Here is a 21,991-nt window from a genome sequence, read left to right on the forward strand (position 1 = left end):
ATCAGTTATCCCATTCCTTGATATCAAAGTCGGGCTGCATGCGCGCCGTGGAGTCGTTAATGCGAACTTCCAATACTTTTGGATCGTCTTCTTTATCGATGGTGAGCCGCGCACCGCGCTTGTAGTCGCGCCCATCCGGGCCCTGGCCTACGAATACAGCACTCACTTCATGCTCGCCGGTTTTTAAGTTGCCCATGTACAAGCGCTGTACGCCACCGCGATACAGGGCATCGAGCTGTTGCTCTGTGTAGAGATGGCTGGCCACCAATTCGCCGTCAATCAGCAGCTTTACCGAATCCAGGCGGAAGAATTTGCCCACATCCATAGAGAGAAACACACTCACCTGGCTACTGGCCGGGTAGAGTAATTCCTCTTCAAGGATTAACAGGTCGCGGTTGAGTTCTAGCACCCGCTGCTTCAGGGCCTCTACATCACTGGCCTCTTGAGCCGGAGCCTGCATGGCGAAGGTCAAACAGCACAATGCGGTTGCCAGCCAACCCGTCCGATTAAGCATGGAATCTTTCCTTTCTAAATTATTGGCGCGTAAATCATTTTTTGCGTTTTCTGAGCTGGCTGCGGGCGGGATGGGCCTGCACAAATCGCAGAGACAAAAACAAACCACAGTTTAGGGGCAGTTGCGTGCCTTTACTTTGCCGCAGGCCACAAAAGGCCGATTCTACTCACCCAACCCGGTGAAAAGAAGCACGGGCAGCTATTTGCCGTCCGGCGGTTGCAAGCCACTGCTGAAATGCACCTTGCCCGCGGCATCTATCACAATGGCGTCATATTGAGGCAGCCGCTCGATAAGCGCGAGCCCCCGGGCCACGCCCAGCACAAATACGGTAGTAGAAAGCGGGTCGGTATCAAAGCCTTTGGGGCCCATAACCGTCACGCTCATCACACCCTCGCTGGATTCACCGGTGCGTGGGTTGATGATGTGGTGCACGCGCCGGCCCTGCTCGTCGATAAAGTAGCGCTCGTAATCACCCGAGGTGGAAAGGGCCACATCCGCCAGCGGCAGGCGCAGCGCCAGTGCATCCTCTTGGCGGGGGTTTTTTACGCCCACAATCCAGGGCCGGCCGCGCTTGTCGCCCAGCATGCGGCTGTCGCCGCCAGCACTGACACTGGCGTGGGCAATGCCGCGCGCGCGCAGCAGATCAATGGCGCGATCTACCGCGTAGCCCTTGGCGATACCACCCAGGTCTATGCGCAGGTCCGGGTGTTTGAACGCCACGGTACCGGCCTTTTGGTCCAGCGCAATGGATTGGTAATTCACCGCCGGCAACAGGCGCTTGCGCTCTTTTTCATCTGGCTGTATGCCTGCGCGGTAATCGTATTTGAACCCCACAGAGGCAAAGGTGATGTCAAAGGCACCGTCGCTCAATTGGCCGTAGTAGAGGGATTTGGCCAGCAGCTGCATCAGCTCTGGAGTAACCGCCACCGGCGCGCGGGCGGCTTCGGCATTGAGCTTGCTAAGCTCCGAACTTTCAATCCAGGGGCTTAACCACTGATCAATGCGGCGCATTTCGGCCAGCACTTCAAGCGCGGCAAGGCGGGCCTCGGCCGGTTGTTCATGCCAAAGGTAGACGGTGATTTCTGTGCCCATGATGGCCGCGCGCTCGTAGTGCCACTCGGCCTGTGTCAAACAGGGCAGGCACAATATCAACGCCAACCAGCGCACAGCTTTAGCCCGTACCCTCACGGCAGCTTGAGCTCCATTAGAAATTCATCGTTCTGACGCTCGAAGCCCAGCACCGAGAGCCCCGTGCCCCACTGGGCCCGATAGGAGTCAGAGAGCTTCAACCGGGTGGTGAGGTTGGCCTCCAGGCCCGCGCGGCCCAGGTTTAACGCGCCCGATTGGGCGCGCCACTGAATGGCCTGATCTTCGCTGATCACCGAGGCGCTGAAGGGGCCGCCGCCGGCACCCTCAAGCTGTAAATCCATGTTGCCAAATTGCAGCCAGCGGCCGTCCATTTCCACCGCCAATTGATTGATGCGCCCGGAACCCTGCACGGCCTCGATGCGGTTACCCACCAGCTGTAACTCATCAATGGCCAGCATCAGCTGGCCGGTGGCATCCACCGGGGCCACAAGGCTTAGGAAATTGGCGGGCAAATTCACCCGGATATCGTTAAATTCGGTGCCGCCTGTCAGGCCCTGGCACACGCGGCCGGTAATTTGTTGGGCGTTGAGAGACGACTGCAACTGCGCACAGGCGCGCATACCCAAGAGAGCTGAGGGCTTAAGTGACCAATCCAGCTCGCCCAGATCAAACACCAGCTGCCGCCCGCGATAAGGCGCCAATTGCAGGCGGGCAGATTCTGCCGAGCCCGCCCAGAAACTGCCGGTCACGCCTTGCAGCTGCAGGCCGCCGGCGGCGGCAGCATTGGCCATAAGGCTTGCCGGCGCCATTGAAATGATCCACGCCAGCAGCAGGCACAGGCCAGCCAAGCTCCAGCGCCAATAGCTCAGGGGGTGTTTGGGTTCACTACTCATGGGTTATGGGGCCTGCTCCAGACGGGCGGTTAACAGCACCCAGCCTTCTTTATCTGTGGGGTTAATGGTGAGTTCGTTTATGGTGGCGCCGGCCACGGCTTCCATTTCATACAACCAGCGCCACACCGATTGGGTGGGTGCCGCCTCCAGCCGCACAAACATTTCACCCTGCTGGCCCGGCTGAATGCCGCGAATAGACAAGCCGTGCTTGCGCAGGCTGTTGTCGATCAGCTCGGTCATGGTGGTTTTGCCGCGGCTTTGCTGCTGGCTGGCAGCGCCACGCGTTGCCTCAAGCTGGGCCGCCAGCTGGTCTACCTCGGCAAAGGTGGCCTGGGTGCGCGCCAGGGTTTTTACGGCGTCATCGCGCATGCCATTAATGGGGGCGACCACCGCCACCCAAACGAGCATGGCAGCCACGGCCAGGCCACCCACAGCCAGCATGGCCTGTTCGCGCAAGGGCCGCCCATAGAGAAGTTTTGCAAGGGTTTGTTCAATCATTTGCGCGTCACCTTCATGCGCGCCTGATGCACGCCGTTATTCACATTGACCGACAGCACCTCGGCACTGAACCCCTGGGCTTTGAACTGGCTGCTGAGCGATTCGATATCGGCCAGCGCACGCGCCTGAATGGTTAAACGCAACTCCTGGGCGCTGTTGGAAAACTGCAGGTTTTTTACCTCTACGCCCTCTTTGCCGGTGAGTACGGGCACCGCGCGCGCCAACACCTGCAGGGCGTTGCTGCCCTGGGCTGCGCCGCCTGCGCGGTTAACCTGGTTGCGCAATTGTTTGAGCGGGTCGCTGATGGCGCCGCTCGGAACGGCTGCGCGGTAGCGCTCGGTAATGGCGGTTTTGAGCGCGTCTGTGTGGCTGCTGGCGGTATACCATTCGGTGAGCGCCACACTTAAATGCACACACAAGCCCGCAGCCAGCACCAGTGCGGGCACTTTTATCATGCGCAGCCAACGGGTCAGCGGGATGCGCGGCGAGTATTGCTCAACGGCAAGGTTAGGCGCGCCGTAAGCCGCGGCAAGGGGTGCGCCAAGGGTTTGGCCGGGTGCAGCCAGCGCGGCCAGCGATGCGGGCAATGCACTTTTGAGTGTGGCGAGTTCTTGCGCGCCGGTGGCCAGCAGTTGCACGGCCTCGGGCTTGGGTTCGCGGGCGGCCAGGCTTGCCACGAAGGCCGGCAACAACGACGGTTGCACGGCGCCATAGCGGGTGGCCGACAGGCGGAAGTGGGCGCATTCTGGCTCAAGCATCAACGCCCACTGGCCGGCGGCGGGTTCTGGCAGCAAGGCGCTGGCGCTCACCAAGTGCGAAACCGGCAGTTCGCGTTCAAAAAACGGCGCCAGCCATAAATCCAGCAGATCTTTGCGGCAATAGGCCAGATCAACACTCTCTTCACCCAACGGGCCGTACACAAAGTGCAAATCAGACACATCGTCGATGATGTCTTCTTCCAGCTGAAACGGCGCCAGCTTTTTGTAGTAGCGGCGCTCGCTCAACTCAACGGGCAGCGTGCGGGTAACCACCTGATCGGCGGGCAGCACCATCACCACTTGCGCGGGCCAGTGGCTATTGGCTGCCATCAAGGCCGCCAGATCACCGGCCTGAAGCTCGCTCCACTGGCCATCCCGGTAATGGCGCCACTGGTATTGCACGGCCTCTGCAGCCACCAGCTGGGGCTCACCGGCCAGATCGCCTGCTACGCCATCTGCCAAATGCCCGGTCAGCGCCTCTGGCTGTTCATCCAGTGAGGGCGCCTCGGCAGGTGGCGGGCTTTCCGGCACGGTTTGCGGGTAGAGGTAGAGCCCCTCCAGCAAACCCGCCTGGCTTATGGGTGCCGCATCGATTGTTGCCGGCTCGGCCAGCGCATCTGTGGTCATGGATTTCGTCGCTTGTTGTCTGAATTATCGTCGCGCCGGCCATCGCGGCCTCGGCCCTGGTCGCGCTCGTTGTCATCGCGCGCATCGGCATCCTGTTGTGTGCCCAACACCTGTATGGCCGTTTGCTGGCCCGATGCAAAGCGGGCTAAAACCTTAATATCGCCGCCTTTGCGGTGCAACAGCATACGCCGGTTGATCACCTTTTCAGCCAGGCTAACTTCAATATTTAGCCAAAAGAACTCGGTGCTGACACTCAGGCCCGTAGTTTCCATGGCGGCACCGGTTACCAGCGCCTGAAAATCCGCCTGATTAATCAAGTCGTCAACAGTACTAAAGCCTGCATCGCCGCGCCAATCGCCAAAATCCGACAGATCCTGGGCATTGAGCGGCGTCATTTGATCGGCACCGTTGAGGCTTTGCACTATGCGCAGGTCTTGAATGGTGTTGATATTGAGCGGGGCATCCGCCTGGGGCAGCACCGTCACGTGGGGGCGAATGGCCTCAAAAATTTCCGGCGTAATGTGCTGCACCAGTTTTAATTCTTCTACCGATTCCATGGGCCCGTTAGGGGGTACCCAGGTTGCGCCGGTTTGCTGGTATTGCAGCGATTCGGCGCCGCCGTAGCCGGTGGGTTGATCGTCGGCATCCAGCCAATCCACCAGCGCCTCGGTAATCATCACCGCCAGGTTTAAATCAATCACCAGTGGCGGTGGCGCGTCTGGATCTTCAGCCTCTGCCCGCGCATCCTTTTGGCCCAGGCCGTTCTGGTTGCCGTCGAAGGTTTGTAAAAACCGGATGAAGCGGCGCTGGGGTTCAGTGAACCGGCTCGGGTCGTTGGGGTTGGCGTTATTTTGCAAGGCCGTGCCGAGGCTGTTGATGTTGAACACCGCCTGCGCATCGGTGAGCGAGGCCTGCACCATGCCGCCTTCTACCGGGTAGCTGGCGCCACCGGGGAAGGCCCAATCTTCATACAGGTGATCAAGCTGGCTGTTGTCGGCATCTTCTTTCAGCAAACGGGCGGCCATGTCGATCATGGAATCTGCGTAGATTTCCTGCTGGGCGCCATACAGGCGGTTTTCCGCACGGGCTTGCACCAAGGTCATTTGGCTTGCGTAATTCACAGCCAAAGTGGCCACCAGCGCCACAATCAACAGCGCCAGTATCAGCACAGCTCCGCGCTGGCGGACTCTCAATTTTCTATCCCCAAAAGCATGACGCGGCGCACTTCGCCCACGTTTTGTAATTCAATAACCACCTCAACGGCCAAGGGCAGTGCAGTACCTGTGTTGTTGGCATTGCGGCCCGTGGCCGGCGGCCAGGTATCCGCCCAGGCGTTGGCATTGTTGGCGGCACTGCCCGGTGCCAAAAACCGCACTGTGAGGTTATCTACCTGGGTCACCAGGCGGCGCGCCATGGAAATGTCTTCGTAGTAGACGGCATCGGCCGGCGGATTATCGCCAAACACTTCGTTATCAATGGGCCGGAAAAACCGCCAGATGGCGCCCTTGTGCCAGGCATAGGTCACGTGTTGTAAATCGCTGCGCGGGCGCACGCCGAAGTTCACCCAATTGCCGCGCACCAGTTGTAAAAACCGGTGATCCACATCCAGATCTGCCAGCAGGTTGTGGCGCTGTTGCTTGATATCCTGGGTTTCGAAAGCCTCACCATAGCCTAAGAAATCGTCGTCTCCGGTGGCAGTCGCACCGGCCAGGCTCTGGCTTACAGGCTCTGCCTCAAATTTGAAATCGCGGCCGGCACGCACGGTGCGCAAATCCTGTTCGAGCACCAAAAAAAACCGATCCAGTTCACTGAGCTGGTCGCTTAAGCTTTTACCGCGCTCCATGGCGGTGGTGGCAGAGCTTAACGATTGCACCGCAAGCGTTGCGATAATGGCCGCAATAAAAATGGCAATCAGCACTTCCACCAGGGTGAAGCCCTGCTGGCGCGGGCTTTGGCCCACGGGCGAAAACCCTGCCCTATTCACTGAACACCGCCATCACCGAGCTCAAGCTGTCATCGGGCTTCAGGCCCACAAACACTTCCACTTGCCGGGCGCCAATGTCCGGAAATTTGGTAGAGGTAGAGCGCCAATGCCAACGCACGCCCGCCATCTCCACCTCGCCGGTTTCCGATTCGCTCAAGGTGAAGTTGGGTTCGCGCATGCGCAAGCGGTACTCGGCAATTTTATTTTGCGCCACATACAGCGCCAGGGTTTTGTTGCGCAGTGAACCCTGGGCATCACTTTGCGATTGCATCTGCCCAAGCAGCGCAGGCAGCGCCAGGCCCACAATCATCAGCGCCACCAGTACTTCAACCAGGCTAAAGCCGCGCTCAGGGTTCATAGGTATCTGCCTGTACCAAGTCGCCTGTGACATCCACGGTAATTAATCCTATGGGTTGGTCGTTCAGGGCAAAGCGCATTTCAAAATTGGAAATTTCGCCACTGCCGCTGAACACCACCTGCGGGGTTTCGGCTTCTTTGGCCAGATCTACCGGTTGCTCATCAATTAGCAATTCAAATTGCAGATTTTCAGGCATCACATCTTCTACAAAGGGGGCATCGGCCACCACCCAGGCGCCGCCGCGCAGGCGATACCAACGCAGCTCTCTGTCGCCATTGATGGCCGCTTCAATTTGCAGGCCCACCATGTCGCTTTGCAGGGCCGCGCTTTCATCGGCATAGCGCAACAGGCGATAGCTTTGATCGATATACTGGCGCGCCTTGCGCTCTTCATTGCCGCCCAGATTCAAATCCACCATGCCGATGGCCAGGCCAACCAATAACAGCACCACCATCAATTCGATGAGGGTAAATCCGCGCTGATGCCGCACGCTGTGCTTACTCGAAATCGCTCATGGATTGCCAGTTGCCGATATCTGCATTCTGGCCTTCACCACCGGCAACGCCATCGGCACCCAAGGTGTAAATATCCACCGCGCCGTTTTCACCGGGGCTTAAATACAGGTAGGGGTTGCCCCATGGGTCTTTCGGCAGCGAATCCAGGTAGCCGTTGGCCGGGTAGCGCTTCGGGATAGGATCCAGCGAAGGCTTGCTCACCAGCGCATCCAGGCCCTGCTCGCTGCTGGGGTAATTGAAGTTATCAAGGCGGTAGGACTTAAGCGCCGTTTCAATGGCTTTGAAATCGGCAAACACTTTTTGTACCCGCGCGCCATCGGCGCGATCCAGCACGTTGGGCGCCACAATACTGATCAGCAGGCCCAAAATCACCAGCACCACCATAATTTCAATCAAGCTAAAACCGCGCTGGGCGGTTCTGGAATTTGTCATTGCTAAATCCTCGCGTTACACCATCGTGTTCATTTCAAAAATCGGAAGCAAAATGGCCATCACAATACCGGTGACCAAAACGCCCATAATTACCACCACCAAAGGCTCCATAATGCCCAGCGCCGAAGCCAGGCGCCATTCAAGCTCGCGGTCCATATTGCGGGCGGCGTGTTCTAGTTGCTTATCCAAATCACCGGAAGATTCGCCACTGGCGGTCATCTGCACGAGCAGTGGTGGGAACAATTTGGTTTTTTCCATGGCCCGTGAAAGTGACGAGCCCTCTTGTACGTCTATGGCGAGTTTTTCGCTGGCGCGCGCCATCACGGCGTTGGTCATTACCTGGGTGGAAATTTTTATGGCATCCAACAAGGGTACGCCGCTGCCGGTGAGCAGGCTTAAAGTTGAGGCAAAACGGGCCGAGTTAATTTGCGCGCTGATTTCACCAAAAATGGGCATGTTTAAAATCATGTTGTGCCAGGCAAGTTGGCGCGAGGGTTTCTGCAGCCATTTTTGCACGCCCATTATTGCAAGCAGCAAGCCCAGTAGCGTCCACATGCCCCAGTTACTTAAATAGTTGCTGACGTTAATCAACACCACGGTGAGGGTGGGCAGCTCGCGGGCACTGTGGGCAAACACCTGGGTTAACTCGGGCACCACAAAGGTCATCAACATGGCGATCACGCCCACGCTTACCACCAGCAACACCACCGGGTAAATCATGGCCATTTTCACCCGCTGGCGGGTTTCAAAGGTAGATTCCGTGTAGGCGGCCAGGCGATCGAGCACCGGGCCCAAATAGCCCGCGCTTTCACCGGCGCGCACCAAGGCGCGGTACATGCTGTCGAAGGCGTAGGGCGCCTCGGCCAGGGCCTGGGCAAAGCTGTGGCCTTCAAGCACCCGCGAACGCACCTGCAAAATCATTTCTTTTAACGGCTGTTTGCGCTGCTGGTTGGCGGTGCTTTGCAAGGCCTCCACCAGCGGCATGCCGGAATTCAACAGCGAACTTAGCTGGCGGGTGATCACCGTTAAATCCGCATCTTTAATACGGCGGTGAAACTTTGGCATGCTAAAGCTGAAACCTGTGCCGGCAGCTCGGCTTTCGCCGGCTGTGCGGCCTGCGGGTTTCACGTTGATGGGTTTTAAATTGCGCGCGCGCAAATCTGCACGCACGGCGCGCTCAGAGTCGCCCTCAATCACCCCTTTTTGCTGGCGCCCTTGGGCATCTATGGCTTGGTAGGAAAAGGCAGGCATAGTATTGGCCTAGCTCAAGGTGGTTACGCGCAGAACTTCTTCTACGCTGGTGTCGCCTTCAATGATGCGCGCTTTGCCGGCATCCAAAATTGACGGGCTAAAGCGGCGCGCGTAGGCCAACATGGTTTGCTCGCCGGCGCCTTCGTGAATCAGCTGGCGCATTTGCTCATCGATGACGATGTGTTCGTAAATACCCAACCGCCCGCGATAGCCTGTGTGGCCACATTGTTCGCAACCATTGGCGGAAAAAATTTCAACCTCTGGCGCAAATCCCAGTTGCTCGCATTCGGCGGGCGTGGGCTTGTGCGGCTTTTTGCAACCGCACAGGCGGCGCACCAAGCGCTGGGCCATGATCAGATCAAGGCTCGACGACAACAAGAAAGCCTCTACACCCATATCCAGCAAACGGGTTACCGCGCCGATGGCGGTGTTGGTGTGCAAGGTGGATAACACCATGTGGCCGGTGAGCGAAGATTGCACGGCAATGCTTGCGGTTTCGCCGTCGCGGATTTCACCGATCATCACCACATCCGGATCCTGACGCAATATAGCGCGCAGGCCCCGCACGAAGGTCATATTGGCCTTGGTGTTTACCTGGGTTTGCGCAATGCCCGGCAACAAATATTCCACCGGGTCTTCAATGGTCATGATGTTGCGCGAGCGGTCGTTAATTTCGGTGAGGCCCGCATAAAGGCTTGTGGTTTTACCGGAGCCTGTGGGGCCGGTTACCAAAATAATGCCGTGGGGTTTGCGCAGTGCGTTGGCGAAGGCCTGATGGGTTTTCGCGGGCATTTGCAGCTGGTGGAGTTTCAGCGCACCGGCGGCCTGATCGAGAATACGCAACACCGCGCGCTCGCCGTAGGCCGAGGGCAAGGTGCTCACGCGGATATCAATGGTGTGACCTGCCAGGGTAACCGACATACGGCCATCCTGGGGCAAACGTTTTTCGGCAATATCAAGCCGGGCCATTACCTTTATGCGCGAATTAATGAGCGGCGCCAGTTGCGCTTTGGCCTGCAGCACTTCGTTCAACACGCCATCTACCCGAAAGCGCACGGCCACGCGATCTTCACAGGGCTCCAAGTGAATATCCGAAGCTTTGGCTTTTACCGCTTGCGCCAAAATGGCGTTAATCAGGCGGATCACCGGGGCATCGTTATTGCCCGCCAACAGATCGCCTTCCTCGGGAATGTCGTCCACCAGTTGCGACAAATCCATATCGGCTACTGCCTGTTGGGCGGCATCGGAGTCGTCGTGGTAGACATCTTTCAGGCGCTGCTTGAAATCCGCCTCGGGAATTTCCACCAGCGCCAAGGCTTCACCGTGGTAGTGACGCTGCAGCTCGGCAATTACCTGGTAGTTGATGCCGGGCTTGTGCAACAGTTCACCGCCGGCTTTTAACACGCCGTGGGTTTGTGCAAAGCTAAAGGGCAATAACGCGCTCATAGTGGCTACTGATCCTGCTTGGCTTCACGCTGTTGGTCGGCGCCGGGCATAATGAATAAACCCTGCTCGCGGTTTTCCCAAGTTGGCATTTTATTTTGCTTGGTGTCTTGGAAAAACAAATCGCTATCGCTGCCGGATTTCTGCTGCAGATCGTAGATGTATTTGTATTTTTCGGCCGTGGCACCGCGCAGGCTGTCGTCGTCGCGAATGATGGTGGCGCGAATAAAGACCATCAAATTGCTCTTAACCACCTTGGTGGAGTTAGAGCGGAACAAGCGGCCCAAGAGCGGTACATCGCCCAAGAGCGGCACTTTTTGTTCACCGGTTTGCAGATCGTCTTTCATCAAACCGCCCAGCACCACAATTTCGCCATCGGCTGCGAGTATGCGGGTTTCGATGGTGCGCTTGTTGGTGATCAAATCAGAGGCAGAAACCGAGGTATTGCCGGCAATGCTCGACACCTCTTGTTTTATTTCCATTACCACCGAATTGCCTTCGTTAATGTGTGGCGTTACCTCCAGCATAATGCCCACGTTTTCACGCTGAATAGTCTGGAAGGGGTTGGTGCCGCCAGTGCCGCCACCGGAGCCGGGGTTTGAAAAGGAGCCGGTAACGAAGGGCACGTTTTGGCCCACGTTAATAGTGGCTGTGTGGTTGTCTGAGGTGAGCAAGCTCGGCGTTGAAAGAATGTTGGCATCGGTTTGTTTTTGCAGCGCATTAATCAGCACCAGAAAATCGGTACTCCCGCCGGTGCTCAACTGGCCGAGTGTTTGACCTTCCACCAGGCCCGCAAGCCCTGCCAGTGTGCCAATTACCGAACCTTCATCGGGATCCGGGTCTATGGCACCGCCGCCGCTTAACGCGCCGTTTTGCAAAGACGATGTGCCAAAGGTGCCATTGTTAGTGCCGAACAACCACTGAATGCCCAGCTCTTTGGAGTTGTCGTCCAGCATTTCTACAATCACCGCTTCCACCAGCACCTGGGCGCGGCGGATATCCAGCCGTGCAATCACGGCCTTGAGCGATTCCAGCGTGGCCGGGTCTGCGGTGATCAGCAGCGAGTTGGTGTCTTCATCGGCTTCAACGCTGGTTTCGGTTTGCGAACCGCCCTCGCCTTTGTCCATTTTGGAGATGTTTTTTACAACGTTGGTGAGCACCGTGGCCACTTGCTTGGCCTCGGCGTACTCCAGGTAAATCACCTGCACGTTGCCGCTTTGTTGCTGGGGCATATCCAGCCGTTTGATGAGCTGCTTCACGCGCGAGCGGCTCAGGTCATCGCCGGAAATCAAAATGCCGTTGGAGCGTTTGTCGGCCACCAGCATGGGCGCGTTGTCGTTACCGGCCTTGCCCTGCTCCTGGCGCTGCAATTGGGTAAGAATGCGCACCAGATCTTCGGCGCCTGCGTGTTTCAGGTGTATGAGCTCGGTGGTGAACACCGCCGCGCGGTCGATGCGGTCTATGACATCCTGCAGGCGGGCGATGTTGGCTTCGGTATCGGTAATGATGATGGCATTGGAGGGATCATAGGCGGCCATGTGGGCGTGCTGGGGCACCATGGGCCGCAACACCGGCAGCGCCTTGGAGGCAGCCACATTGTTGAGCTGAATCACCTGGGTGATCATGCCGTCGTTGCCACGCTTGGCGGCGTCTTTCACTTCCAGCGGCAGCGAGCGCGCTTCTTTCGAGCTCACAATGCGGGTGACGTTGCCCGATTCAATGGCGGCGTAACCGTGCACATCGAGCACCGCCAAAAATAAATTGTAGAGCTCATCGGCATCCATCTGCTTGGATGAAATCACCTTGATGCGCCCTTTTACCGACGGGTCAACAATAAAGGTTTTGCCGGTGGTATCGGCCACATACTTCACCACCTCCTGGATGTCGGCGTCTTTGAAGTTAACCGTGTAGGTTTGGCCAAGGCTGCTGGCAGGCAGGGCCAAGAGGCTCACCGCCAAGAGGGCGCTGGCCAGAAAATGGGAGGGCTTGTGCACGACTTTTTTCACAATGATCTTCTTATTACCGTTGTTTTCGTGGGCGCCATAGCGCGACGCATCATTCCAATGAAATTCTTAGCTGTGTTTCTTCGCCGCCCCGCAAAATGGTGAGCTGGGCGCTGCGCGAATCGCGCAGGGATTTGGCAACGTTTACCGCCGTGGCGGTATCTGTGAGGCTGGTGCCGTTTACCGCAGTGACAATATCGCCCGACTGCAGGCCCATGGCATCAAACACACCGCGATCACGCCCCGGGCGCACTTCAAAACCCAGAATTTCGGCGCCATCGCGCTTCAGGCTGATCTTCACCACATCGGCCAGCGATTGTGCCGAGAGATCTTTCATATCCACATAGCGCTCGGCTACATCGCGCGAGATCTTTGCGGTGGCGCGCATGGGCTTGGGCGGGCTTACCGGCTGCGGCTTGGCGCGCTCAGTTTCATCGTACAGCCACAACAATTCATAACGCCCATTGTTGGCAATCACAACGCGGTCTGAGAGCACTTTACTCAGCTTTACATTGGCACCACCGGGCAGGGCATCACCCACAGAATAGAGCGCTTGCTGGGAGCCGTTGGCAATAATGGCTTTATCTTGGCTGGAGTCGCCGGTGGCAATCACACCTTGCAGCTGCAGCTGCAGGCGGGTTTCTTGGGCTTCATCTTCAATAGAGGGCGCCTGGATTTCTTCCACTGGCTCATCGGCGGCCTTGCCAAAGGGGTTGAGGGAGGCAAAGGCTTCTATGTCTAGGGCTTGCGCCGGGGCTTCGGAACTTAATAACGGCAGGTTGACAGACTGGCCCTGGGCCACAAAGGTTGCCGGCTGCGCCACTAACAACCACACAAGTTTGGCAAGGCTGTAGGTGAACCAGAGTACCAACAAGGTTAAGCCCAGGCGCTGCCACCAGTGTGCAGGAATGGCGCGCAAGCGGGTTAGCAGTTGGCTAAGGCCCGGCGGCAATTTGGGCCAAGTTCCTGATAAGGCGTTAATGGGTCCGCTCCTTGATGGTGTTATTGGGTTTATCTAGCATCCAAGGCGGGCACATCATAACAGGAGTTGCGGTTGGCAGTTACCTCGTCTTGCGCCCGCGGCTGTGGGTTACTTTGTGGCCACAAACAACAGGGGCTAGCACGCTAGCCCCTGAATATGACAGATGGGTGACACAAGAATCAAACGGGATTGGTATATACGCCATTACAAATGGGTTGGAAGGCCGTTAGCGCATCCAGATTTGTACCCAGGCCGTTTTGCGGGAACTTGTCGGCATTGGCGAAGTTCGCCTGCTCGCCGTGCAATGCCATGTAGTTAAGCACCACCGTTTCCACCAGCAGGTTGACGTTGTTCGCCGCCACGCTAGAGGCGGTTTCTACATCGCCGCTTGGGCGCATCCAACCTATCTGGCGGTGGGTTTCCTGCTCATCCATGGTGGCACCCAGCAATTGCGGCCGCCCGCCCGGGTTGTACACCAGGAAGAACGCCGAGGCGGTTTGCTGGTTGTCGCCCGTCCATACGCCTTTGCCGGCGCCATCTTCAGAATTATCCAGCATGCCGTTGGAGAATACCGAGCCGTCTGAGCAGACGTAAATCATTACCGGCACACCCACTTTGGCGGCGTATTCCAGTACCGCACCAATGCAGCGCCCGGCCCGCAGGTCGCGGCGCTCGCCGGTGGCGCGATCACCTGTGTGGTAATCGTAGCCGCCCATGGTGATGGTGCCCGCGCCCGCATAGCCATTGATAACCATCTTGGCCACCGACGCGGTTTTGCGGAATTCGCCATCAGAGGCAAATTCCGCCGCGCTGAACACGCCATTAGGGCCAACCAGGTCTAAATCCAGCTCGGGGTTCAGGTCTGCGGGGTTACCGAAGGTGTTGGCCAGGTGCGCCGATTTTACATACTGGCAGCGCAGGGTTTCTTCTACAGCCGTTTGTTCATCAGCGGTTAAACCGGTATCGATGCGGGCGATTTTCTTATCGCTCACCCGGTACATGGTTTCCATCACCTTCACGATTTCATCTTTGCTGAGCAGCTCAGTCAGGCTTCCTACATCCACCAAGCCCGTCACATCGGAGGGGCGATCCACCTTGGTGGGGCGCACGGCCGGGTCGATCATGGCCGCTGGCGCCATGGAGTTGCCGCCGGAATCAGACGAGCGCGAGCCCACCAGTGCCACCAGGTTGCCAAAGGCCCCGGCTTTGTTAATGCCGTACATGGGGTTGTGGGGGTTGTTGCCTGTGTCATTTTCAGAACGCGCAGGAATCACGGCACCATTGGTGGCCGGGGCTGCGGTAATGGCCTTTTCCAAAATGCCGCGCAGCATGGCGGAATCTGTATGAAAGCGCAGGCCTAAGGACTCATCAATAAAATTTGCGGTGCTTGAAGAAGGCACCATGTCGCCGGGCAGGCCCTGCTTGCCGTAACCGGCGGTAGAGAGGAAATCCAGCTGGCCGCCGCGGCCGCCAATCAGCACATTGGAGCCCGCAAAGTTGGCGCCACCGGCCAAATCGAAACAGATGAAAGGGATTTTGCCCGAACCATTGAGGGGAATTTCACACTCATCAAGCTTGGTTAATAAATCTGGCGAAAGATCACCGTAGGCATTGGCGCTCAACAGCCCCAACGCCGTGCTGCCCACCACGGCGCCGGCACCCAGCTTGAACCCCTGGGCCAGCATATCGCGGCGCGATACGGGCTTGTGCATGTTAGGCGTAATAAGCGCCTCATCGGGTTGAAAATCTTTCTTGAATTTCTGGCTCATAATTATTCCTCCGGCCGACGCTATTGCAACAGCGTCACAGCACTGCCGGTGGCAGCGGCGCAGACGGCTTTTACGGTGTTTAGGGTGCGCTCGTTAGCCGATTTACAATTGGCAGTGCAAGGCGCAGTCATGTCGGTTATCAGGGCATCCAGCTCGGTTTTCACCTCGCCCAAAAGCGGCTGGTCGCCCAGTACATCGGTGCTGCCGCCGGGCACGGTATCAAAGCTGTGGGCCAGCAGCGCCTGGATGAGCGGGCCTGTCACCTGGTCGCGCTTGGCCTGGTTATCAAAAGCGGTGCTGATGCCCGCGTTGAAATCAAAGCCTGCAAAGTAGCTGGCGCGCTTGCTGGTGTCGTCTACCAGTTCATTACAGTACTGCACCGCCAGCTGGGTAATACCCATTTGGTGGGCGGCCAAAAAGCCCATTGGGTCTTCGGCAGTGGGCAGTTGCTGCTGTACCTGGGTAAAGAGCTGCGCCACGGCGCTGTTGGTGGATTCGATACCTGTAAGCGCAGACAAGCTTGCGTTGATCTCGGCAAAGTGGCGCAAACCGATGAGCGATTGGCCAGTGATGTCGTCAGGCGCGCCCGGCACCGCCGGATCTGCCTCTACGCGCACGAAGGTTTCATCGCCCAGGCGATCGAAGGTGAGGAAGAACTCATCGCTGGTGGGGCCCTTATCCAAAGGCACCACTGTGCCCAAGGGCGAAAGCTGCAAGCCGCCCGCTTGGTAGTTGGCGCTGGAGATGCTTACATCGAGCTTGGCATAGGCCTGGCCCACGCTCGCCTCCTGGCCGTTGACGCCAATGCGCATGCCCTGCAGGGCAATGGCCGAGGCAGGCTGGGCGCTGTCGTCCAGGCTGATGAAAAACGGCGCGTTAAACAGGTAGCTGTAGTTATCGAACTGCTGCACCTCAAACACCACGTAGGCATCGGCCATATCCACCAAATGCGAGACGCTAAACAGCAGGAAGAATTTCTCACCCACGCCGGCGTCGTAATTGGCCTGAATGTCGTCGGCACTCAGGGCGCGGTTATGAATGGCCAACAGGCGCACCGAGCCCAGCCAGGGGTTGGAGTTACCCACCTCTGCACCCAGCGCCAGGGCGAAGCTTTTATCCCAGTTCACCAGGGTGCCACCGGCCAGCGGGTCTGCATTGCTTACCCGGCTGCCGTTCACATAGATGCTGCGCCCGTTTACCGGATCGTAGTTCAGCACCACGTGTTGCAGGGTGGCCTGCAGCACTTCATCGGCATTGGGGGTTGAAAGCAGTGGCATGCCATCGGCATCGTTGCCCACCGAGTGGCGCAGGGCGAAATCGTAGTTGTACAGGGTTTGGCCCAGCGTGAAGTTGCGGCTGTCGTCGCCACCTGAGTAGGTGATGATGCGCGCAGGGCCATCCTGGGTCACGTTTTCAGGGATTACCCAGGCCTCAATGGAGAACTCGCCGGTGGCCGTTAACAGATCGTAGAGCTTTTCACTGCCGGTTGTGGTGGCCTGGGCCTTGCCGCCGTTGAACTTCACGCCCCAGGCGCCCAGCCATTCATAGGCGCCAGACAGGCGCAGATCCATGGCCGGTTGAATACCCGAGGTATCGAAGGCGGTGTTGCCGGCGCCGGTTTTGAATTGGTAGAGCGCAATCACGTTACTTTCCACGCGGCCACCAGATGAGGCCACAATGCCATCGGCCGCCAGGTTCATGGCCTTGGAGATCACCAGCGCCGGGTCTACCGCCACCGGGGTGATGCTGTCTGAAAAGGCGGTGATGGCTGCCTGCATTTCATTGGCGGCGGCCAAACAGTTGCCGCCCCAGCAGTTGTGGGATTCATCGCGCAGGCGCACCACCAAGCGGGAGTTGGCCGGGGTATCCAGGTTAATGCGCGAGCGGGCGGCATCGTAAGACACGGCGATATCGCCCTCGCCAAGGTAGGGCTGCTGCTGGTTGGCAGAGCCGCTGGAATGGCAGCTGCTGCAGTATTCGGTTAGCAGATCATGCACGGGCTCAAACCCGTCTGGTGCGGGCGGGAAGCTTTTGCTGTTGCCCACGTCTTTAATGGCAGGCGCCGTGAGAATAACCGTGTTAGACACAGAGCCCGAGGCCTGGGCCCAGCGGGTAATCAGCACGGTAAGCTCATCGGCACAGGCGCTGGCTTCCGTCTTCCAGCAGTTGTGGCCACCGCCCACTTTGGTTACCAGGCGCGAGGCCGCAGGGTTGGCCAAATCTACCAGGCCATTGGCGATGGAGTAGGCGGCGTTGACGTCGTCGCGGCGCACAAACTGGGGCGACTGGCCGTTTTCAACGTGGCAGGCGCCGCAGCGGTCGTCGGCTACCAGGTTGTCCCACACGTTGATTTTAAAGCTCTGCACGTCTTCGGTTTGGGGCGCAGGGCCCGTGTACACGAAGCCTGTGCTGCCGCCGGCGGCGTTTGGGTTGTTGTTTTCAGTGGTTTTCGCACCCGAGCCACCGCCACAGGCGGTGAGCGCCAGTAAGGCGACGGGCAGCAGGGCGCGACTGAGATTGGCTAGAGAATACATAAGTAGCGCCCCTTAATCGGTCAGGCAGTATTCAGCCGATTCGGCGAATACCTGTTTGAGCTTGTAGTTACTGGCCTTGAAGCTGGCCACCATATTGCTAACGGCGGTGCGATCATCGGCATCGCCCGGTTCGCGCAAGCACACGGTTTTAAACACTTTTTTCACCTGGCACTGGGCAAAGGCCTCTGAGTGGGCAAGCTCCATGCCCATGGTTTTGGCACCACTGCCAGAGCCCGGCAGGCTGTCATCCCAGCCCAACAGCTTGTTCTGGCCCTCGCGCCAGTAGTTTTCCCACTGGTCATCGGGGGTCACAAAACCGTAGGGGAAGGTGGTGGAGTTGATGTGGTACTTGGCCTGCACGCGGGTGCCTGTGTCTGGGTCTAGCTCGCCTGCACTGTTGTACACCAGCTGGCCGTTTTCACCGGTGAGGTCGTTATCGGCATCGTACTGGTAGTTGTAGTAGGCAAAGGCCTGGGCCATTGGGTCCATGCCGCTGTGGCAACCAATGCAGTTGTTATTAAACACGCGGCTGTCGCCACCGGGGCTGCGGCTCACATCCTGGCGGATGCGATCGGGGGTGCGGGTGATGTCGTGCACCTGCTCCAAGTCCATACACAGGTGGTTCATGAGCGTGAAGCGGAACATGGCGCGGTTGGTACCGGCTATGAAGAAGGCCTTGGCGGCGGCGCGGGTGGTCATCAGGCCCGCGGTGGCCTCGTCTTCAAGGCCTGTGACGGCGGTTTGGGTTTTGCGCTCAAGGCCCGTAATCAAATTGGCGCCACTGGCAAACAACTCACGGTAGTGGTTGTTGTTATTGTTGGCGTAGGCCGGCAGGTTCAGCGAATCGGCGCCCACGTAGATCACGTTGTCGTAGAGGGCGGTGCGGAAATCCGCATCGTCGCGCACCAGGCCAATCACCGTGGCCACATAGTCGTTGAAATCCCGGAACACATCGCCATCGCGGTTGGTGGCGGGGGTAAACATGTTTTTCAGGGTTACGGCGTAGAAGCTGTTCTTGCTCATGGCCGTGTAGGCTGCCGCCTGGGCATCGCCTGCCTGAATATCCTCGGCCATGCCAATCAGCTCGGCCTCGGTGGGTGGCACGCCGGCCAGCCTGTCGTGTATGCGCTTGGCCTCTTCACGGGGGCCTGCTTGAACCGCCATCGCAGCCGACAGGGCGACGGTCAAGAGCGCGGTGCTCATTTGGGGGAATTTCATGGGATACTTCCTGGCTCGCCTAGCTCACTGGGTTCATTCTATGCTGTATTTCTACACCGGCGCCTGCGGTTGATGGTGCGCAAACTACCGCTGGTCAGCGGTTGCCGCCAAGTTGTGACGGGGTTCTAATATTTGGTGTAGAACGCTTTGTAAATCTTGGGCAATTGAAACACTGTACCAAGTCGCACAGATAAATTTCCTGCAGGCTGCACAATTTGTGTACGACTTCACAACGCCGGCATAGAGATTGTTTTTAAGTCTGGGCCTGAAGCTGGCTACAATGGCCGTTTGCCCGCGCCAGTTTTAAGCGGCAATTTGGCCGCCCTAATTACAGCGGCCACCCCGGTTAACGCTGCCACATTAGTTACTGTAGAGAACGCACCCCGTTATGTTGTATCGCCCGCTCTCCCTTTTTCCGGCCTTGGCCGCCGTTGCCGCCCTTTTTGTTGGCGGTTGCAGCAGCAAGTCTGAAACCGGCACCCTGGACGACATAGAGCCAGATCCCGTGGTGCTGGATATCCCCATGGCCTACATCAACCGGCCCATTCCCATAGATGAAGCCGGCAACCGGGTAGCAGACGACATTCTCTTGCCGCAGACCTTTAACCCGGGCGCGGTACTCTATTTGAAAGACCGCGCCTCCAGCAGTGCCGCCGAAGTAGACATCACCTCCCAGGCCTGGGACGAAGGTGCCGCTTACGATGTAAAAGACATCAGCACCTCCTACGATGGTGAGCGCTTACTCTTTGCCATGCGCGCGCCAGACATTGAAGGCGCCGATGAGGAAGACCAGCCCAAGTGGAACATTTGGGAGTACGACATTCCCTCGGCCACCCTGCGCCGGGTTATTTCAGACGACATTCAAGCCGAAATCGGCCACGACCTGGCCCCGCGCTACCTGCCAGGTGTAGAGCGGCGCATTGTGTTTGCCTCTTCTCGGCAAACCCGCTCGCGCGCCATCTTGCTGGATGACGGCAAGCCGCAGTTTTCAGCCCTGAATGATGATCGCGACGAACACGCCTTTGTACTGCACGTCATGGACAACGACGGCACTAACATCGAGCAGCTCACCTTTAACCAATCGCACGATTTACAGCCTGCCCTCATGGCCGATGGCCGCGTGCTCTACAGCCGCTGGGACAGAATCCCCGGCAACGACCGCCTGAGCTTTTACTCGGTAGACCCATACGGCATGCGCCAATCGCTGGTGTACGGCTATCACAGCCAGAACACCGGCACCGATGACACAGAGGCCTTTTTCCTGCGCCCGGTACAACTCGCCGATGGCCGGGTGTTCGGCATCCAGCGCGCACGCCAAAGCGTCGAGTATGGCGGTAACCTGGTTGCGGTGGATGTGGAAAATTTCATAGCCGCCAACCAGCCTATCGACGGTGGCAGTGGTACACAGGCCCAAACGGCGCTCTACCCGCTGGCAGTGAGCACTAACGACACCCTGTCGATCAACGGCATATTCCACTCGGCGAGTCCGCTGTTTGATGGCACCGGCCGCTTTATCGTGAGCTGGAGCCGCTGCCGGGTAATCAACCCCGATAACAACCTGCCGGCGGCCTGTAATGAAGACACAGACCCGGCAGCCGAACTTGCCGACCCGCTCTTTGGGGTGTACATCTTCGACCCGGCAGCCGGCACCCAGCAGCCGATATTGCTGCCCCGTGAAGGCCGCATGCTCACCGAGCCCACGCTGCTGATCCCGCGCGAGCAAGACAACCTGATCCCGCCGCCCACGGCCGATATCGACTACGACGCCAACCTGGCCGACCAGGAGCTGGGCAGCCTGCACATTAAAAGCGTGTACGACTTTGATGGCACAGACGCCTTTGGCATAGAAACCCTGCGCAACCCCGCCAATTGGCCCGCCAACCGGGGCCAGGCCCGCTTTTTGCGGCTAGTGAAGGCGGTGTCTATCCCCGATCGCGACGTGCTGAACTTCCCGAACACCGCCTTCGGGCGCTCCGCCAACAACGGCATGCGGGAGATTCTAGGCTATGTGCCCATAGAGCCAGACGGCTCGGTGCTCGCCAAGGTGCCCGCCGATGTGGCCATAAGCTTCGATATAGTGGATGCCCAGGGCCGCCGGGTGAACGGCTTTGGCCGCCACAACAACTGGCTGCAACTGCGCCCGGGCGAGCAGCGCAGCTGTAATGGCTGCCACACCCGCCAGAGCGAGCTGCCCCACGGGCGGCCCGATGCAGAGCCCGAGGCTGCCAATACCGGCGCGCCCACCACAGGCCAACCCTTCGAGAATACCGACCCCGCGCTGTTTACCGACATGGGTGAAACCATGGCCGAAACCTTCGCCCGCATCAACGGTATGCGCACGCCCAGTGCAGACATCGCCTATACCGATGAGTGGACAGACCAGGCCCTGCTCGCGCCCGAGCCAGACATCACTCTAAGCTTTGCAGACCTGCTAACCGAGCAGCCAGCCGGTAGCGGTTGTGATGTGGGCAGCAACAACTGGTCTGCCCAGTGCCGCGTGACCATTCACTACCCGGATCACATTCAACCCCTGTGGGATTTGCCACGCGCCGATGATCCGGATACCCCAACCGAAGACTGGACCTGCGTAAGCTGCCACACAGAGCGCGATGCCATGGGTGCAGCCCAGGTGCCCGCAGGCCAGCTGGATTTACGCGCCCTGGCCTCACCGCAACAGCAAGATCACTTTATTGGCTATCGCGAACTGCTGTTTAACGACAACGAACAAGAGCTGGTAGACGGCGCCTTGGTGGATCGTCTGGTGCAGGCGGTAGACGACGATGGCAACCCCATCTACGAAACCGATGACGAAGGCAACCTGATTCTCGACGACGATGGCAATCCGATCCCCGTGCTGGTGACTGTGCAGGTTACCCCCACCATGCGCGTTAACGGTGCGCGCGCCAGCAGCGCCTTTTTCAACAAGTTTGAACAGGCCCCGGGCCCTGATGACACGGTGGATCACCGCGGTTATTTAACCGAGGCGGAGCTTAAGCTCATTTCAGAATGGCTGGATGTGGGCGCGCAGTACTATAACAATCCGTTTGCGGTGCCTGTAAACTAACCGGCCCATGCGGGGGCCCAAGGGCCCAATCAAATAACACAACAGCTGGCGAATGTGTG

The 21,991-nt window shown here is 58.4% G+C and carries 18 protein-coding genes; 1 reads left to right on the forward strand and 17 read right to left on the reverse strand.

Features of this window, described 5'->3' with window-relative positions; translation table 11 throughout:
• Position 1: 1 nt before the first annotated feature.
• From L1F30_RS17180 to L1F30_RS17260, 17 genes are all read right to left on the reverse strand, one after another.
• Positions 2-460: an AraC family transcriptional regulator gene (locus L1F30_RS17180; RefSeq protein ID WP_253361857.1), complete on the reverse strand. Its 459-nt coding sequence runs from the start codon at positions 458-460 to the stop codon at positions 2-4.
• Between the two features lie 252 nt (positions 461-712).
• A complete protein-coding gene (locus tag L1F30_RS17185; protein ID WP_253358061.1) occupies positions 713-1,702 on the reverse strand; it encodes an FAD:protein FMN transferase in 990 nt (329 codons plus the stop codon).
• On the reverse strand, positions 1,699-2,496 hold the full coding sequence (gene gspN / locus L1F30_RS17190; RefSeq protein ID WP_253358062.1) for a type II secretion system protein N: 798 nt from the start codon (positions 2,494-2,496) through the stop codon (positions 1,699-1,701). The genes L1F30_RS17185 and gspN overlap by 4 nt, the downstream gene beginning before the upstream one ends.
• Before the next feature lie 3 nt (positions 2,497-2,499).
• The gene (locus tag L1F30_RS17195; RefSeq protein WP_253358063.1) at positions 2,500-2,994 is read right to left on the reverse strand and encodes a type II secretion system protein M; all 495 of its coding nucleotides are present in this window, start codon (positions 2,992-2,994) and stop codon (positions 2,500-2,502) included.
• Positions 2,991-4,379 (reverse strand): type II secretion system protein GspL, encoded by a 1,389-nt coding sequence (gspL, locus tag L1F30_RS17200; RefSeq protein ID WP_253358064.1) that lies wholly within the window; start codon positions 4,377-4,379, stop codon positions 2,991-2,993. The genes L1F30_RS17195 and gspL overlap by 4 nt, the downstream gene beginning before the upstream one ends.
• Positions 4,376-5,572, reverse strand: coding sequence for a type II secretion system minor pseudopilin GspK (gene gspK, locus L1F30_RS17205; RefSeq protein ID WP_253358065.1), 1,197 nt, complete (start codon positions 5,570-5,572; stop codon positions 4,376-4,378). Before gspK ends, gspL begins: the two co-directional genes overlap by 4 nt.
• A complete protein-coding gene (locus L1F30_RS17210) occupies positions 5,569-6,363 on the reverse strand; it encodes a type II secretion system protein GspJ (RefSeq protein ID WP_253358066.1) in 795 nt (264 codons plus the stop codon). Before L1F30_RS17210 ends, gspK begins: the two co-directional genes overlap by 4 nt.
• The gene (gspI, locus tag L1F30_RS17215) at positions 6,356-6,721 is read right to left on the reverse strand and encodes a type II secretion system minor pseudopilin GspI (RefSeq protein WP_253358067.1); all 366 of its coding nucleotides are present in this window, start codon (positions 6,719-6,721) and stop codon (positions 6,356-6,358) included. The genes L1F30_RS17210 and gspI overlap by 8 nt, the downstream gene beginning before the upstream one ends.
• Positions 6,711-7,211 carry a GspH/FimT family pseudopilin gene (locus tag L1F30_RS17220; RefSeq protein ID WP_253358068.1) on the reverse strand — a complete coding sequence of 167 codons (501 nt, stop codon included), beginning with the start codon at positions 7,209-7,211 and terminating at the stop codon, positions 6,711-6,713. The genes gspI and L1F30_RS17220 overlap by 11 nt, the downstream gene beginning before the upstream one ends.
• Positions 7,212-7,218: 7 nt before the next feature.
• Positions 7,219-7,668 (reverse strand): type II secretion system major pseudopilin GspG, encoded by a 450-nt coding sequence (gene gspG / locus L1F30_RS17225; protein WP_253358069.1) that lies wholly within the window; start codon positions 7,666-7,668, stop codon positions 7,219-7,221.
• A gap of 15 nt (positions 7,669-7,683) precedes the next feature.
• Positions 7,684-8,919, reverse strand: coding sequence for a type II secretion system inner membrane protein GspF (gene gspF, locus L1F30_RS17230; RefSeq protein WP_253358070.1), 1,236 nt, complete (start codon positions 8,917-8,919; stop codon positions 7,684-7,686).
• Positions 8,920-8,928: 9 nt separating this feature from the next.
• Positions 8,929-10,365 carry a GspE/PulE family protein gene (locus L1F30_RS17235; protein ID WP_253358071.1) on the reverse strand — a complete coding sequence of 479 codons (1,437 nt, stop codon included), beginning with the start codon at positions 10,363-10,365 and terminating at the stop codon, positions 8,929-8,931.
• Between the two features lie 5 nt (positions 10,366-10,370).
• Positions 10,371-12,368 carry a type II secretion system secretin GspD gene (gene gspD / locus L1F30_RS17240; protein WP_253358072.1) on the reverse strand — a complete coding sequence of 666 codons (1,998 nt, stop codon included), beginning with the start codon at positions 12,366-12,368 and terminating at the stop codon, positions 10,371-10,373.
• 49 nt (positions 12,369-12,417) lie between these two features.
• A complete protein-coding gene (gene gspC / locus L1F30_RS17245) occupies positions 12,418-13,317 on the reverse strand; it encodes a type II secretion system protein GspC (RefSeq protein ID WP_253358073.1) in 900 nt (299 codons plus the stop codon).
• A 209-nt stretch (positions 13,318-13,526) separates the two neighbouring features.
• Positions 13,527-15,116: a general secretion pathway protein GspF gene (locus L1F30_RS17250; RefSeq protein ID WP_253358074.1), complete on the reverse strand. Its 1,590-nt coding sequence runs from the start codon at positions 15,114-15,116 to the stop codon at positions 13,527-13,529.
• 20 nt (positions 15,117-15,136) lie between these two features.
• A complete protein-coding gene (locus L1F30_RS17255; RefSeq protein ID WP_253358075.1) occupies positions 15,137-17,650 on the reverse strand; it encodes a LamG domain-containing protein in 2,514 nt (837 codons plus the stop codon).
• A gap of 12 nt (positions 17,651-17,662) precedes the next feature.
• Complete coding sequence (locus L1F30_RS17260; protein WP_253358076.1) at positions 17,663-18,868, reverse strand: hypothetical protein; 1,206 nt, start codon at positions 18,866-18,868, stop codon at positions 17,663-17,665.
• Between the two features lie 388 nt (positions 18,869-19,256).
• Here L1F30_RS17260 and L1F30_RS17265 point away from each other — a divergent pair, with 388 nt between their 5' ends.
• On the forward strand, positions 19,257-21,932 hold the full coding sequence (locus L1F30_RS17265; RefSeq protein ID WP_253358077.1) for a hypothetical protein: 2,676 nt from the start codon (positions 19,257-19,259) through the stop codon (positions 21,930-21,932).
• Positions 21,933-21,991: the final 59 nt, after the last annotated feature.

This window comes from Simiduia sp. 21SJ11W-1, from assembly GCF_024138675.1.
GTDB lineage: Bacteria > Pseudomonadota > Gammaproteobacteria > Pseudomonadales > Cellvibrionaceae > Simiduia.